12 protein-coding genes are annotated in these 15,521 nt (G+C 71.7%); 4 read left to right on the top strand and 8 right to left on the bottom strand.

Annotated features, from left to right (window positions below):
- The first annotated feature begins 17 nt into the window (after positions 1-17).
- The 3 genes from QSJ40_RS01980 to QSJ40_RS01970 are packed head-to-tail and all read left to right on the top strand — an operon-like array spanning position 18 to position 3,315.
- Complete coding sequence (locus tag QSJ40_RS01980; protein ID WP_285728434.1) at positions 18-1,514, top strand: TrkH family potassium uptake protein; 1,497 nt, start codon at positions 18-20, stop codon at positions 1,512-1,514.
- Positions 1,507-2,187, top strand: a complete 681-nt coding sequence (locus QSJ40_RS01975; protein ID WP_029643605.1) for a potassium channel family protein — start codon at positions 1,507-1,509, stop codon at positions 2,185-2,187. Before QSJ40_RS01980 ends, QSJ40_RS01975 begins: the two co-directional genes overlap by 8 nt.
- Before the next feature lie 39 nt (positions 2,188-2,226).
- Entirely contained in the window at positions 2,227-3,315 is a 1,089-nt protein-coding gene (locus tag QSJ40_RS01970; protein WP_278856826.1) for an alpha/beta hydrolase, read from the top strand.
- 72 nt (positions 3,316-3,387) lie between these two features.
- Here the strand turns inward: QSJ40_RS01970 and proC are convergent, their stop codons facing one another.
- The 8 genes from proC to QSJ40_RS01930 all read right to left on the bottom strand — a co-directional run bounded on the left by proC (position 3,388) and on the right by QSJ40_RS01930 (position 12,974).
- Positions 3,388-4,260: a pyrroline-5-carboxylate reductase gene (proC, locus tag QSJ40_RS01965; protein ID WP_285728433.1), complete on the bottom strand. Its 873-nt coding sequence runs from the start codon at positions 4,258-4,260 to the stop codon at positions 3,388-3,390.
- A gap of 52 nt (positions 4,261-4,312) precedes the next feature.
- Positions 4,313-5,176 carry a sugar phosphate isomerase/epimerase family protein gene (locus QSJ40_RS01960; protein WP_058871862.1) on the bottom strand — a complete coding sequence of 288 codons (864 nt, stop codon included), beginning with the start codon at positions 5,174-5,176 and terminating at the stop codon, positions 4,313-4,315.
- On the bottom strand, positions 5,173-6,159 hold the full coding sequence (locus QSJ40_RS01955) for a Ppx/GppA family phosphatase (RefSeq protein WP_285728432.1): 987 nt from the start codon (positions 6,157-6,159) through the stop codon (positions 5,173-5,175). Before QSJ40_RS01955 ends, QSJ40_RS01960 begins: the two co-directional genes overlap by 4 nt.
- Positions 6,160-6,211: 52 nt before the next feature.
- Positions 6,212-9,019, bottom strand: coding sequence for a type I DNA topoisomerase (gene topA / locus QSJ40_RS01950; RefSeq protein WP_285728431.1), 2,808 nt, complete (start codon positions 9,017-9,019; stop codon positions 6,212-6,214).
- A gap of 258 nt (positions 9,020-9,277) precedes the next feature.
- Complete coding sequence (locus QSJ40_RS01945; RefSeq protein ID WP_231861249.1) at positions 9,278-9,718, bottom strand: pyridoxamine 5'-phosphate oxidase family protein; 441 nt, start codon at positions 9,716-9,718, stop codon at positions 9,278-9,280.
- Between the two features lie 44 nt (positions 9,719-9,762).
- The gene (locus QSJ40_RS01940) at positions 9,763-11,469 is read right to left on the bottom strand and encodes a DUF7059 domain-containing protein (RefSeq protein WP_285728430.1); all 1,707 of its coding nucleotides are present in this window, start codon (positions 11,467-11,469) and stop codon (positions 9,763-9,765) included.
- Positions 11,466-12,482 (bottom strand): oxygen-dependent tRNA uridine(34) hydroxylase TrhO, encoded by a 1,017-nt coding sequence (gene trhO, locus QSJ40_RS01935; protein ID WP_285728429.1) that lies wholly within the window; start codon positions 12,480-12,482, stop codon positions 11,466-11,468. Before trhO ends, QSJ40_RS01940 begins: the two co-directional genes overlap by 4 nt.
- 39 nt (positions 12,483-12,521) lie before the next feature.
- Positions 12,522-12,974: a pyridoxamine 5'-phosphate oxidase family protein gene (locus QSJ40_RS01930; RefSeq protein WP_285728428.1), complete on the bottom strand. Its 453-nt coding sequence runs from the start codon at positions 12,972-12,974 to the stop codon at positions 12,522-12,524.
- 158 nt (positions 12,975-13,132) lie between these two features.
- On the opposite strand from QSJ40_RS01930, the gene QSJ40_RS01925 reads away from it, so the two are divergent.
- On the top strand, positions 13,133-15,514 hold the full coding sequence (locus QSJ40_RS01925) for a DEAD/DEAH box helicase (RefSeq protein WP_285728427.1): 2,382 nt from the start codon (positions 13,133-13,135) through the stop codon (positions 15,512-15,514).
- The last annotated feature ends 7 nt before the right edge of the window (positions 15,515-15,521 follow it).

Below are 15,521 nucleotides of genomic sequence, written 5' to 3'. Positions count from 1 at the left end.
GACGCCAACCGGGCACCATGAGGTCCATACTGTGCGTGGATCCGAGCCGGATCCCGCCCCGCCGAGATGATCCTGGAGGCTCCACGGTGCGTGCCACCCTCGGGGCTTCTCCGCCCCAGACCGAGACCCGTCGGCTGCGCGATCAGCTGGGCGGGCTGCGCGATCTGCTCGACCGCGTGGCCCAGTCCTCCCCGGCCCGCCTGGCCGTGCTGGTCTTCGTCGGCGTGGCCGGGCTGTTCACCCTGCTGCTGTGGCTGCCGTGGTCTTCCCACGCAGGGCGCTCCACCACCTTCGTCGACGCCGCCTTCACCGCCGCCTCCGCCGTGACCGTGACGGGGCTGACCGTCGTGCCCACCGCCGATCACTGGTCCTTCACGGGCCAGCTGATCATCCTGGTCGCCGTGCAGATCGGCGGTCTGGGCACCCTGACCATGACATCGCTGCTGGCCCTGGCGATCGGGCGCAAGCTCGGCCTGCGCTCCAAGCTGGTCACGCAGAACGCCATGAACGTCGGGCGCCTGGGCGAGGTCGGCTCGCTGCTGCGCACCGTGGCCGCGACCTCGATCGTCATCGAGGGGTCGCTGGCGCTGATCCTCACGATCGGGTTCCTGGTGGCCGGCGAGGCCCCGCACACCGCCCTGTGGCACGGCGTGTTCTACTCGGTGTCCGCCTTCAACAACGGAGGCTTCACTCCGCACTCCGACGGCCTGGTGCCCTACTTCACCGACTCCGTGCACGTGTGGCTGATCCTGTTCCCGATCAGCATGGGCGTGCTGATCGGCTCGCTGGGCTTCCCCGTCATCCTGGTGCTGCGCCAGGTCGGCTGGCTGCGGTTCTCGCGGTGGAACCTCAACACCAAGGTCACCGTGGTCACGACGCTCGGCCTGATGCTGCTGGGCTGGGTCCTGTGGGCCGGGCTGGAATGGACGAATCCAGCCTCGATCGGCGACGAGTCCCCGGGGCAGAAGATCTTCAACGGCTTCTTCGCCTCCGTCATGATGCGCTCCGGCGGCTTCAACATCGTGGAGATGGCGGATCTGCAGCCCGTCACGCTGCTGCTCACCGACGCCCTGATGTTCGCCGGAGGTGCGCCGGCCTCGACCGGCGGCGGCATCAAGGTCACGACCTTCGCCGTCGTCGTGCTCGCGATCCTGGCGGAGGCCCGCGGCGATCAGGCCGTCCTCGCCTTCCATCGCACCATCCCCGACGGCGTGCTGCGCATCGCCATCTCCGTGATCGCCATGAGCGCCACGATCGTGCTGACAGCTGTCGGGATCCTGCTCGTGCTGACCGGCGAGCCGCTGGAGCGGGTGCTCTTCGAGGTCGTCTCCGCCTACGCCACCTGCGGGCTGTCGGTCGGGCTGTCCGGGGAGATGGGCGCGGCCGGCAAGGCCGTGCTGATCGTGGTGATGTTCATCGGGCGCATCGGCACGACTACCGTGGCCACTGCCCTGGCGCTGCGATCGCGCCGGCGCCTGTACCAGTACCCCGAGGAGAGGCTGATCATTGGGTGAGCATCGCCACCGCGGCAGGAGCCATGCCGTGCCCGTGCTGGTCATCGGCATGGGCCGCTTCGGCACCGCCACCGCCCTGCAGCTGGCCTCCCAGGGCCGAGAGGTCATGGGCGTGGAGCGCGACCACACCCTCGTGCAGAAGCTCGCCGGCCAGCTCACGCACGTGGTGCAGGCCGAGGCCACGGACATCGACGCCCTGCGCCAGCTGGGCGCCGCCGAGTTCACGCAGGCGGTCGTGGGCGTGGGCACGTCGATCGAGTCCTCCGTGCTGATCACGGCGAACCTGGTGGATCTGGGCGTGGGCAGGATCTGGGCCAAGGCGATCTCCAAGGCCCACGGCAAGATCCTCTCCCGCATCGGCGCCCACCACGTGATCTTCCCGGAGGCCGATGCCGGACGGCGCACCGCCCACCTGGTCTCGGGGCGCCTGCTGGACTACATGGAGTTCGACGACGACTTCGCGATCGTCAAGATGCACCCGCCGCGCGAGACCCAGGGATTCACGCTGGCCCAGGCGGATGTGCGCGCCAAGTACGGCGTGACGGTCGTGGGCGTGAAGGCGCCGGGAGACGACTTCAGCTACGCCACCCCCGACACCACCGTGACCGCGCGCGACACCCTGATCGTGGCCGGGCACGTGGAGCTCATCGAGCGCTTCGCCGCCCGGCCCTGAGCCGGGTGGCGCGACACCGCGAACCGAGAGGAGCCCGGCATGGGCGAACGACGGCGCATCGGAAGACGACGCCTCCTGACGGCTGCGGCGATCGTCGTCGTGCTGGCCGTGGCGGTCACCGTTGGAGTGCTCATCCGGCAGGACCGTCTGCGCAACTGCTGTCAGGCGCGCTTCCCGTCTTCGGGAGAGACCGCCCAGCCCGCAGCGGCGCTTCCCGAGCCCGGGGTGCCCGAGATCCTGGAGGGGCAGCGGCTCTCCGACCGGACGACCCGCTACCGGCTCTCCACCGAGCTGGTGCCGGCCGAGCAGACCCAGGACGGCCCCTCGGCGGTCGTGACCCTTCCCCGGGACTACGACGAGACCCGCGACTACCCCGTGGTCTACCTGCTGACGGGCACCGACGCCGGGGCCTCCCCTCGGGACTGGTACGACCGCGCCGCCCTGGAGGACTCCCTGGGGGATCTGCAGGCGATCACCGTGGCCCTCGATGACGGCGCGTACGGCTGGTACACCGACTGGACCGGACCCACCTCGCAGCCGCAGGGCTGGCGCACGCACCATCTCGAGGAGGTGCTCCCGTGGGTGGATCAGCGCTATCCCACGATCGCGTCCCCGGAAGGGCGAGCGGTCGTGGGCGCCTCCGCCGGCGGCTACGGCGCCATGGCCTACGCCGAGGACCGCCCTGATCTCTTCGGCGCCGCGGTGTCGATGTCCGGGCTGCTCAGCTTCGACGCGACCGCCGATCGGAAGCTGCTGCTGGGCGAGGCCGAGGCGGCCACCGGCGAGGGCTCGGACCTCTTCGGCGACGGACAGCGCACCACCCGCGCCGACTGGGAGTCCCACGACCCGTCCCGGCACACGCAGCCGCTGTCCGGCATGCCGATCTGGCTGTACTCCGGCTCCGGCGAGGAGTTCGAGGCCCAGCTGCAGAAGACCACCGCGGCCTTCGAGACCAGCGCGGAGTCGTCCGGGGCGCGGGTGAGCACGAGCACCTACGAGCAGATGATCGAAGACGGCGCGCCCATGCCCGCAGGCACCTGCTCGGCCGGGCACGAATGGACGTGCTGGTCGATGGCGCTGCGCTCGGTGTCCCCGCAGCTGCAGGAGCACTTCGACCGCGCCGGCTGAGTCGTCGGGCCCGCAGACGCCTGTGCCCGGAATCTGCCGGGCACAGGCCGATCCACCGGCTCCGGGCAGGACTCAGTCCGCGTACTCCTGCTCCATCTCGTCGCCGCGTGCGGCCGAGGCCTGGACCGCGCGGGCCACGAGGTCCTCGATGCCGTTGTCCAGGAACGTCTCGATCGCCCGCTCGGTCGTGCCGTTCGGGCTGGTCACGGCCTTGCGCAGGGCCTCGGGATCGGCGTCCGGATCCTCGAGCAGGCGTCCTGCGCCCGAGACGGTCTGCTTGGCCAGGGTCCGGGCGGTCTGCGCATCGAGGCCCAGGCGCTCGCCGGCCTTCTGCATCATCTCGGCCAGCAGGAAGACGTAGGCCGGGCCGGAGCCGGACACACCGGTGACGGCGCTGATCTGCTCCTCCGGGACCTGCACGACCACGCCCACGGCGGAGAGCACCTCCTCCACCGCAGTTGCCTGATCCTCGGTGACGTGATCGCCCGCCGTCAGGGACAGCGCGCCGTGCCCCACCGAGGACGGGGTGTTGGGCATGCTGCGCACGATCGGCTGCCCCTCGGGCAGGTGCCCGGCCATGGCAGCCATGTTCACCCCGGCGGCCACGGACACGACGACGGTGGACGGGTCCAGGGCCGGGCGGATGTCATCGCACAGCTCGAGGATCGCGTAGGGCTTCACGCCCAGCATCACGATGTCCGCGCCCTCGACGGCCCGGCGGTTGGCCTCGGCGTCCGCCTCCGAGGACAGGACCTGCACGCCGGTCTCCTGGGAGAGCCGATCGCGGGACTCCTGCGAGCGCGTGGTGGCGCGAACGCGCCGGGCAGGCACTCCCGAGGCCAGCACGCCGCGCAGGATGGCGCCGTTCATGGAGCCGCTGCCCAGGAAGGCGATCACGGGCTCGGCGCTCGAGCGCTCGGTCGATGCGGATGCGGTCTCGGTCATGAGAGGTCCTCTCGTGTCTCGGATGCTTCTGGCATCCACCCTAGGAGGCGCCTCAGACGCTGTGCGAGCCCCGCCCCTCAGGGCCCTCGGTCGGCTCTGCGGGCCCTGCCCCGGGGCCCTCCGCCGACTGCGCGGCCCCGAGGGCCATGTGGGTGCGAGCGAAGTCGAGGGACTCGGCGAGCATGGCATCGCGGGCCTCGTCATCGTCGGCGCCGCGGGTGTTGATCTCCACGCCGATGACGCCCTCCCAGGAGCTGGCGCCCAGCAGCTGCAGGGTCTCGGCCACCGGCTGCTCGCCGTGCCCGGGCACCAGGTGCTCATCCGAGGTGCCGCCGTCGCTGCCGTCGGTGAGGTGCACGTGGCCCAGCCGCGGCAGCAGCTCGCGGACGGCAACGAGCGAGTCGACCTTGGCGATCGAGGCGTGGGAGAAATCCCAGGTCACCCACTCGTAGTCGAAGCGGCGCGGGTCCCAGTGGGGGCGGTACATCTGCAGCTCCCGGCCGGCCACGCGCCAGGGATACATGTTCTCCACGGCGATCTTCACGCCGGTCATGTCGCCGACGGCGCGGATGCCCTCCACGAAGCTCTCGGCGTACTTGTGCTGCCAGGCGAACGGCGGGTGCGCCACGACCACCTCGGCACCGACCTCCTCGACCATCTTGGCGGCGAGCTGGATCTTGGTCCACGGCCTGCCCCAGACCTGCTGGGTGAAGAACAGGGTGGGCGCGTGGATCGCCGATATGGGGATCTGGTAGATCTGCACCGCATCAAGCAGCTCGTGGGTCAGCTGCGTGGTGCGCTGATGCGTGACCAGCACCTCCACCGAGTCGTAGCCCAGCTCGCTGGCGGTGCGGAAGACCTCGGGCATGGAGCCCAGGAACAGGCAGCTCGAGGACATGGCGACATGGGTGCTCATGCGTGGGCCTCTCGTCCGATCAGGCTGTGGGGCGGGTTCAGGACGGTCTCGGGATCGGCGCCGAGCCGGTCCATGCGCCGCAGGATGAGGCCCTCGCGCAGGGCCCACGGGCAGATGTCCAGGCTCTGGACCCCGAGCATGTCCATGGCCGTCTCTGCCGCGATGCCTCCGGCCAGCATCTGCTCGGCGCGGTTCACGGAGACCCCGGGCAGGTCCGAGCGCTCCTGGACGGTCATGGCCTCCATGCGCCGGGTCCACAGCCGCAGGTCCTGCAGGTGCATGGTCCGCCGCACGAACTGGCCCGCCCCGGAGGGAGCGGCGCCGCAGATGCGGGCCAGGGAGCGGAAGGTCTTGGACGTGCCGACCACGAGATCCGGGGCGCCCTGCGCCAGGATCGTCTCCACGGCCGGCTCCAGGGTGCGCCGCACGTGCTTGCGCAGGGCCTTGACCTCGCTGGGCCGCACCGGGTGCTGCGTGAGGAAGCTGCGCGTGAGGCGCCCGGCGCCCAGGGGCGTGGACACCGCTGCCGCCGGAAGCCCGTCGTGGCCGATGGCCATCTCGAAGGACCCGCCGCCGATGTCCAGATCCAGGATCGTGCCCGAGCCCCACCCGGACCAGCGGCGCACCGCGGAGAACGTGACCGCGGCCTCCTGATCCCCGGAGATCTCGGTCAGGGTGACCCCGGAGCGCGACTGCACGTGATCGAGCACATCGACGCCGTTGCCGGCCTCCCGGATCGCCGAGGTCGCGAACGCCAGCAGATCCTCCGCCTCGTGCTCGGCGGCGACGTCCCGGGCCTCGATCACGAACGCGGTCAGCGCATCGCGGCCCTGGTCCGAGATGCATCCGGCCTCGTCCAGGTACTGGACCAGGCGCAGGCTGACCTTGTGATCGGCGAAGGCCTCGGGCCGCGAGCCCGGGTAGACGTCGAGCAGCAGCAGATGGACGGTGTTGGACCCGACGTCCAGGACTCCCAGGCGCATGCTGGCTCCTTCAGGTGATCGATCGGTCGACCGGGCGGGCCCCGCCGCGGGCTCAGGAAGACGCGGAGGTCTTCTTCCGGGTGCCCGCGCGCTTGGTCGTGGAGGCCCCGGACGGCTTCTTGGCCCGGGAGCCCGACGACGAGCGGGTGGTCTTCTTGGGGGCCGGGCCCTTGGCGCGCTTCTCCGAGAGCAGCTGGGAGGCCCGCTCGGCCGTCATCTGCTCCACGGACTCCGAGCGCGGGATGGTCACGTTGGTCTCGCCGTCGGTGATGTACTCGCCGAAGCGCCCGTCCTTGATGATCATGGGCTTGTCCGTGATCGGATCCGTGCCCAGGTCCTTCAGCGGCGGCTTGGCGGCACCGCGGCCGCGCTGCTTCGGCAGGGCGTAGATCCGCTGTGCCTCCTCGAGGGTGATCTCGAAGATCTGCTCCTCGCTGGACAGCGACCGGGAGTCCGAGCCCTTCTTGAGGTACGGCCCGTAGCGCCCGTTCTGGGCGGTGATCATCTCGCCGTCCTTGTCGGCGCCGACCTCGCGCGGCAGCGAGAGCACCTTCAGGGCGTCGTCGAGGTCCACCTCCTGGATGTCCATGGAGGACAGCAGCGAGGCCGTGCGCGGCTTGGGCTTGTCGATCTTCTTGGGCTTGGGCTTGCCGTTCTTGTAGTACTCCGTGGGGATCGCATCGAGCTCCTCCTGCGTGGGCTCGGGGATCACCTCCGAGACGTACGGGCCGTAGCGGCCGTCCTTGACCACGATGGTGCGCCCGGTCTGCGGATCCTGCCCGAGCTCACGGCCATCGGCGCGCCCGATCTCCATGAGCTCCTCGGCCTTCTCGGCGGTGAGCTCATCGGGGGCCAGGGTGTCCGGGACGTTGGCGCGCACGGGGTCCGTGACCTCGCCGGTCTCCGGATCGACCCCGCCGCCGGACTCCAGGTACGGGCCGTACTTGCCCACGCGCAGGTCGATCGTGTCCGTGACCTTCAGCGTGTTCAGCGCCCGGGCATCGATCTCGCCGAGGTCGTCGACGATGGCCTTGAGGCCGTCGTCGGGCTCGTCCTCGCGGCCGAAGTAGAACCGCTGCAGCCACTGCGTGCGGTCCTCCTCCCCGCGGGCGATGCGGTCCAGGCCCTCCTCCATCTCGGCCGTGAAGTCGTAGTCGACGTAGTCGCTGAAGTGCTCCTCGAGCAGCCGCACCACGGAGAACGCGGTCCACGACGGGATCAGGGAGGTGCCGCGGACCTTGACGTAGCCGCGGTCGGTGATCGTGGAGATGACGGCGGCGTAGGTCGACGGACGCCCGATGCCGAGCTCGTCCATGGCCGCCACGAGCGAGGCCTCCGTGTAGCGGGCCGGGGGCTTGGTGCTGTGGCCCTCGGCGGCGATCTCCTGGGAGGTGAGGGCGTCGCCCTCCTCCATCTGCGGCAGGCGGCGGTCCTTGCGGCCCTTCGCCTCGCCGTCCTTGCCCTCGGTGGTCTCCGGGGCCTCGCGGTAGGCCGAGAGGTAGCCGTTGAACGTGATCACGGTGCCGGAGGCGCTGAACTCCGCCTTGCGGCCGTCGGTGCTGGTCGCGGCCAGGCGCAGGGTCGCGGTGAAGCCCTTGGCATCGGCCATCTGCGAGGCGACGGTGCGCTGCCAGATCAGCTCGTAGAGCTTGAACTCGTCCGCCGACAGCGAGCCGCGGACCTGATCCGGGGTGCGGAAGGAGTCGCCGGCGGGGCGGATGGCCTCGTGGGCCTCCTGCGCGTTCTTGGACTTGTTCGCGTAGCTGCGCGGGGCATCCGGCACGAAGTCCCCGCCCCACAGCTCCCGAGCCTGCTTGCGAGCAGCGCTCACGGCCTGCTGCGACAGCGCGACCGAGTCGGTTCGCATGTAGGTGATGTAGCCGTTCTCGTACAGGCGCTGGGCCACCTGCATGGTCGAGCGCGACGAGAAGTGCAGCTTGCGCGCGGCGTCCTGCTGCAGCGTGGAGGTCGTGAACGGGGCCTTGGGGCGCGAGAGGTAGGGCTTGGTCTCCTGCTGCGCGACCGTGAAGGCGGCCTCGGACAGCCCCTCGGCCAGCGAGCGTGCCTGCTGCTCGTCCAGGTGCGCGACGGCCTCCGGCTTGCGCAGCTGCCCGCGGTCGTCGAAGTCGCGGCCAGTGGCGACCTTTCGCCCGTCCACGCTGGACAGCCGCGCCTGGAAGGCGCTGCCGGCGTCGGGCCCGGAGACCGGGGCGAACTCGCCGGTCAGGTCCCAGTGATCGGCGGTCACGAACGCCATGCGCTCGCGCTCGCGCTGCACCACCATGCGGGTGGCCACGGACTGCACGCGCCCGGCCGAGAGCCCGGAGGAGACCTTGCGCCACAGCACTGGGGAGATCTCGTAGCCGTAGAGGCGGTCCAGGACGCGGCGGGTCTCCTGGGCGTCGACCAGGTCCTTGTCCAGCTCCCGCAGCTCGCCGAAGCCGCGCTCGATCGCCTCGCGGGTGATCTCGGGGAAGGTCACGCGGTAGACCGGGACCTTGGGCTTGAGCACCTCGAGCAGGTGCCACGCGATGGCCTCGCCCTCGCGATCGCCATCCGTGGCGAGGTAGAGGGCGTCGCTGTCCTTGAGCTTGCGCTTGAGCTCGGCGACCTTCTTCTTCTTGTCCGTGCTGACCAGGTAGTACGGGTCGAATCCGGACTCGACGTCCACGGCGAACTTGCCGTAGGGACCCTTCTTCATCTCGGCGGGCAGGTCCGAGGGCTGGGCCAGATCCCGGATGTGGCCCATGGAGGAATCGACCTCATAGGCGTCGCCCAGGTACCCCGCGATGGTCTTCACCTTCGAGGGGGACTCGACGATGAGCAGGCTCCTGCCTGATCCCGGGTTCTTCTGGGCCACGGTCGCTCCTAGGGGATGGGGACACCCCGGCCATCCTCCGCGCCGGAAGCGCGGGAGCCGGGAGGCTGCGGTGGACGAGCGCTTGCCCGTCCGATCGCCCCCACCATATAGCCGCCGCCGGACAGCCCCCGACACACGGGGTCGCGCCCGACCCTCCGGGCCGGCGCCGTCCGCGGACCCGGCCGCTCCCTCAGCAGACGACAACGGCCCGAGGGGGATCCCCTCGGGCCGTGCAGGTGGAGCAGAGGCGCTGCGGCGTCAGTCCTGGTCGTCGTCCTCGGAGTCGTCCGCGGGTCCGACAGGGAAGGAGCGGCCGTGGATCTGATCGGGCTCGATCACCACGAAGACCGGCTTGAAGCTGCGCACCCAGGTGCGCAGTCCCAGCGACTCGGCGAGCTCGCGCTCCTGCGCGTCGTCCACGCGGCGAGCCCGGCCCTGCAGCACGACCGAGGAGACGCGCAGCCTGTCCTCGTCCCGGTGATCGGCCTCGAAGGCGACCTGGTCGTTGACGGTCAGAGCGGCGAGCTTTGAGCCCGGAGCCGTGCGGAACCACAGCTTCTTGCCGTGGACCACGAAGTTGACGGGGAAGATGTCGACGAAGCCGCCGGCCTGCACGGCCAGGCGCCCGAAGGGCTCGTCGTCGAGCAGCTGCCACATCTCGTCACGGGTCAGGTCGCGGTACGGGTTCTCTGCAGTCATGCCTGCCATCCTCCCACCTCGGAAGCCGAGGCGGTAGGCGCAGATCAGGCCCTGACGGCCCCGGCGCGGTCCTCGGCAGCCGGCTCCAGGAAGCCGTCGACCAGCAGGCTGCGGGTCTGCGCCAGCAGATCCAGCGCCTCCTGCGAACGCTGCCCGGCGGGAGCCTCCCACCCCAGCAGCATGCCCAGGGCCTCGACGATCTGCCTGACGCTGAGCTCGCCGTCGCAGGCGCCCATCAGTCCGGCGGCTGCCGAGGTCAGGACCGCCGTGCGCTGCAGGCCGGCGCCCTGCCGGACGAGGATGACGGCCGGGTCCTCGGCTCCCGGGCGCCCGTGGCGCTCCTCGGTGACGTGCTCGGGCACCTCCAGGTGCAGCTCCTCCCAGGCCGGGCCCAGGCGCTCCAGCTCGAGCTCCCTCCGCACGGCCTCTGCAAGCACGCCGCCGACCGGCTGCTGAGCCGGGTGGCCGATGTGCTCGAGCCTGCGGCGGACGGGGCTCGTGCGCCCGGCTGCGGGGCGATCCAGGCGCACCCACCCGAAGCCGACGCCGGCGACCCCGCGGGCCTCGAAGTCGTCCAGGTACGCCGCGTAGGCCTTCTCCCACCGCTGCTGCTCGAGGTGCTCGGAGGCATCGCGCAGCCAGGTCTCGGCGTAGGCCTGCGGGGACTCGATCTCGCGCTGGATGACCCAGGCGTCCAGCTGCGCGGGGATCCAGCCCTCCACACGCCGCGACCAGGCGCGCTCCAAGCTGCCTCCGCCGCGCTCGACGTCCTCGGCCCGGATCTCCCAGTTGCCCAGCAGGTGCGCGCTGCCGCCCGGGGCGAGCACGGATCCCAGATCGCCGAGCAGCTCGGCCACGAGGGCGTCGCCCTCCCTGCCGCCGTCGCGGTAGGTGTAGCGGGAGGACGCGTCCTCGCCGGGCGTGCGCGGGGTGATCACGAACGGCGGGTTGGACACGACCAGGTCGAAGGACTCGCCCGCGACAGGCTCGAGCAGCGAGCCCTGCCGCAGCTCGATGCGCCGTTCGAGGTCCCAGGGGTCCAGGCGCAGGGCCTGGGCGTTGAGCACCAGGTTGAACCGAGCGAAGGCCAGGGCGCGCTCGGACAGGTCGGTGGCGACCACGCGATCGACCCGGCGCAGCAGGTGGAAGCTCTGCACGCCGCAGCCGGTGCCCAGATCGAGCGCGACGGCCGCCGGGCGCGGGTCCGTGATCTGCACGAGGGTCTGCGAGGCGCCTCCGACGCCCAGCACATGGTCACGGCGCAGCGGCGCGCCCGGGCGCTGGAACGCGCTGTGGTCGGAGGCGATCCACAGGTGGAAGCCGTCGTCCGCCTGGTGGACATCCAGGTCCACCAGGCTGCGGACCTGCCCGTGCGCGGCCTCCACCAGCCGGAGGCGCTCGAGGTCCTGAACGCGGATGCCCCGCAGGGCCGCCTCGAGATCACCGGAGCCGACGGGGCGTGCCAGCAGCAGCAGCTCGACGAGCACGGCCAGACGACGATCGGCCGACGGCGCCGTCTCCGCCGCGGCCTCGAGGCGGCGGAGGACTCGAAGCGCGGGGACCGCCTGATCGCGGGCCAGGGCCTCCGCGGCCTCCGTCCCCAGCAGCTCGGCGATCCGCTCGGCGCGGAAGCCAGCGTCCTCGAGAGCCAGCCCCAGGCGGGCCAGCAGCGCGGGGTCATCCGAGCGGGGCGCCTCCGGGACATCCGCGAAGTCGGGGGTGCGGGCGGTCTCGTGCGCTCCCGTGCTCATGCGCCCTCCTGGGTGCTGGTCGACGGATCGGTCGGGCGGGCGTCCCCGATCTCGGGGGCCGCAGCCGGTGTGGAGGAGCTCTGCCCGGAGTCGGCCTCGGGCGGCAGAGGGGCGCCGGTGCGGGCATCCCGGCAGCCATCGGGGCAGCGCAGGCCCGGGCCGTCGCGGTGAGCGGCCCGGTGGTCCTCGCACATCAGCAGGCGACGGTGGCAGCGGGATCGGGCGCAGTTCTCGAAGCGCCGGGCGTCGGCGCCGCAGAGGTCGCACTGCCCGATCACGGCGGCGTCCTCGGAGAACTCGAGGGCCCCGCGGTCGTCGAACACGGCCAGGGAGCCCTGCCACAGCCCGGCATCGCCCCGGGCCTCGCCGTAGCGCACGATGCCGCCGTCGAGCTGGTAGACCTCGCGGAAGCCGCGGCGGCGCATCATGGCCGAGAGGAACTCGCAGCGGATCCCGCCGGTGCAGTAGGTGACCACGGGACGGTCCTTCAGGTGGTCGTAGGCCCCGGAGTCGAGCTCGGCGGCGAAGTCGCGACTGGTCTCCACGTCCGGGACCACGGCTCCCTGGAAGCGCCCGATCCGGGCCTCCCAGGCGTTCCGGCCGTCGAAGAGCACCAGGTCCTCGCGCTGAGCGGCCATGTCATCGAGCTGCTGCGGGCTCACGCGCACGCCGCCGTCGACCACGCCCTGCTCGTCCACGGCGACCTCGTCGGGGGCGCCGAAGCCCACGAGCTCTCGGCGCACCTTCACCGACAGCCGCGGGAAGTCCGCGGCCGAGCCGTCCGACCACTTGAGCTCGAGGTCGCGGAAGCCGGGGTGGCGCCGGGTGGCCTTGGCGTACTGCTTGAGAGCGCCGACCTCCCCGCCGACCGTGCCGTTGAGACCCTGCGGGGAGACGATGATGCGCCCGCGCAGGCCCCATCGCTCGCACAGGGCCTCCTGCCACAGCGCGATCGCCTGCGGATCCGGCAGGGCGACGATCCGGTAGTGGAGCAGGATGCGTTCGACAGTCACCGCACCAGGCTAGCCGTGCAGCAGCCGGCCGTGGACGGCTCAGCCCTGCAGCGAGAAGCGCCTGCCCGTGACCTTGTACGGGTCGATCTCCACGACCTCGAGCTTCACGGTGTCCAGCCACGGGCGCAGGTCCAGGCGCTCGAAGCGCTCGAGGTCCTTCGGGTCCGTGAGCGTGCGGGCATGGCCGCGCACGATGACGGACCAGGCCTGGCCTCCCGCCACGTGATCGACCTCGAAGGCGACCTGCGAGTACAGGCTCAGGCGCAGCAGCTTGGAGCCGCGGGCCGAGCGGAAGTAGAGCTTGCCGTCATCCGCGATGAAGTTGACCGGGGTGATCTCGATCTCGTCGCCATCGCGAGTGCCCAGGCGTCCGAAGCGGCTCTCGCCCAGCAGCTCCCAGCACTGCTCGTCGCTCAGCGGCTCGGCCGGGGCCTGATCCTGTGGCTCGTCGTGCTCCGGCATGGGGTCGGGGCGGAGGATGTCCTTGTCCATGGCCTCATGATGGCCCGCTTCTGCCGACTGCGGCGAGGACTTGCCCGGGGTTTCTGCCGCGGGTCCCGCTGAGCCCGTCGTCGTCCCCACGAGCGCGCGGCGTGCGCGCACCGGACCGGTGCGCTGACGCCGGCCTGCCGCGGTGGGACAATGCGCGGATGCACGAGCCCCATCCCCTGCTCCCGCTGCTCGGTCGCGGCGCCGACCCCGAGCAGGTGCGCCATGTCCGCGAGCTGCCGGGACGCGAGGCCGAGACCGCTGCGTGGCCGGAGACGATCCACCCCGATGTGGTGGCGGCCTACGGCGCCATGGGCATCGACAAGCCCTACGCCCATCAGGCCCGGGCCATCCGCGCGGCCGGCGAGAGCCACGTCATCGTGGCCACCGGAACGGCCTCCGGCAAATCGCTGGCCTATCAGGCGCCCGTGCTCTCCGATCTGCACCGCGGGCGGCTGGCCGCGCGCAGGGCACCGGGCAGGCTCCAGCACCCCGACGAGGCCACCGCGCTCTACCTCTCCCCCACCAAGGCCCTGGCCGCCGATCAGCTCAGCGCTCTCGAGGGGCTCATCCGCCGCGGCGGCGGGCCCGACGGCGTCGGCCTGGACGTGCGCGCGAGAACCTACGACGGCGACACCCCCGTCTCCGAGCGGCGCTGGATCCGCGATCACGCCGATGCCGTGCTGTGCAATCCGGACATGCTCCATGCGGGCGTGCTGCCCAACCACCAGCAGTGGTCGCGATTCCTGCGCCGGCTGCGCTGGGTGATCGTCGACGAGGCCCACGTCTACCGCGGCGTGTTCGGCTCCCACGTGGCCGTGGTGCTGCGCCGGCTTCAGCGGGTCGCCGCGCTCTACGGCGCCGCTCCCGTGTTCATCGGCGCCTCGGCCACCTCGGCGCGGCCGCAGGACTCGTTCGCCCGGCTGATCGGGGCTCCGAGCGAGGAGGTCACCGCGATCCGCGAGGACACTTCACCCCATGGACCGGTCACGGTCGTGCTGTGGGAGCCCGAGCAGTCCGGGGCCGAGGGCGAGAACGGCGCACCCGTGCGGCGCAGCGCCGTGGTCGAGGCCGCCGAGATGCTCACCGACCTGGTGCTGCGCCAAGTCCGCACCCTGGCATTCGTGGGCTCGCGCCGCGGCTCGGAGACGATCGCGCAGATCGCCCACCGCCAGCTCGAGGAGGTCGAGCCCGGCCTGGCCCACCGCGTGGCCGCCTACCGCTCCGGCTACCTCCCCGAGGAGCGCCGCGAGATCGAGCAGCAGCTGCGCGACGGACGGCTGCTCGGGCTGTCCTCGACGTCCGCGCTCGAGCTCGGCATCGACATCGCCGGGCTCGACGCCGTGCTGGTGGCCGGCTGGCCCGGCACGCGCAGCTCGTTCTTCCAGCAGATCGGCCGCGCCGGCCGCGCCGGGCAGGACGCGCTGGCGGCGTTCATCGCCCGCGAGGACCCTCTGGACACCTATCTGGTCAACCATCACGAGGCGCTGTTCGACGATCCCCTCGAGGCCACGGTCTTCGACCCCGGCAACCCCTACGTGCTGGCTCCGCACCTGTGCGCCGCCGCCGCCGAGACGCCGCTGCGGCCCCAGGAGCTCGAGCTCTTCGGCCCCGGCGCCCCCGCGATCGTGGCGGCTCTCGAGCAGGCCGGGCGCCTGCGTCGTCGTCCCACCGGCTGGTTCTGGACCCATGCAGAGGACCCGGCGGGCATGGTCTCGATCCGCGGCGACGGCGGCGGGCCCCTGCAGATCATCGAGACGGACACCGGCCAGCTGCTCGGCTCGATCGGCACGTCCCAGGCCCATCAGCAGACCCATCCCGGGGCCGTGTACGTCCACCAGGGCAGGTCGTACCTGGTCGATGACCTGGATCTGGAGCATCACCTGGTCTCGGTGACCCGCGCCCAGCCCGACTTCTGGACCTCGGCTCGCGAGGTCACCACCGTGTCCGTGATCGAGGAGGAGCGCAGCCAGCAGTGGGGCCCGGTGACCGTGCGCTTCGGGCAGGTGCAGGTGACCTCGCAGGTCGTGTCCTTCCAGCGCAAGGCCGTGCCCGGCAACGAGGTGCTCGGCGAGGAGCCGCTCGACCTGCCTCCCACCGACCTGCGCACACGCGGGGTCTGGTTCACCGCGCCGGGATCGGAGCTGGCGGCCGCCGGCATCGAGGAGCCGGATCTGCCGGGAGCGCTGCACGCCGCCGAACACGCGATGATCGGGCTCCTGCCGCTGCTGGCCACCTGCGACCGGTGGGACGTCGGCGGGCTGTCCACCGCGCTGCACGCCGACACCGAGCTGCCCACGATCTTCGTGCACGACGGCCACCCCGGCGGCGCGGGATTCGCCGAGCGCGGCTACGACGTCGCCCGGCGGTGGCTGCAGGCCACCCGGGACGCCATCACGGCTTGCGGGTGCGAGGCCGGGTGCCCGTCGTGCGTCCAGTCGCCCAAGTGCGGCAACCGGAATCAGCCGCTGGACAAGCAGGCGGCGGTGCGGCTGCTCGACGCCCTGCTCAAGGCCGCGCCGGTGGCCGATCCGCAGGACTGATCCGGCG

The sequence above is a fragment of the Kocuria sp. NBRC 114282 genome, from assembly GCF_030268385.1.
Taxonomy (GTDB): Bacteria; Actinomycetota; Actinomycetes; order Actinomycetales; family Micrococcaceae; genus Kocuria; species Kocuria palustris.
The sequence above is the reverse complement of the archived record's forward strand: the minus strand, read 5'-3'. Positions and strand labels throughout refer to the sequence as shown.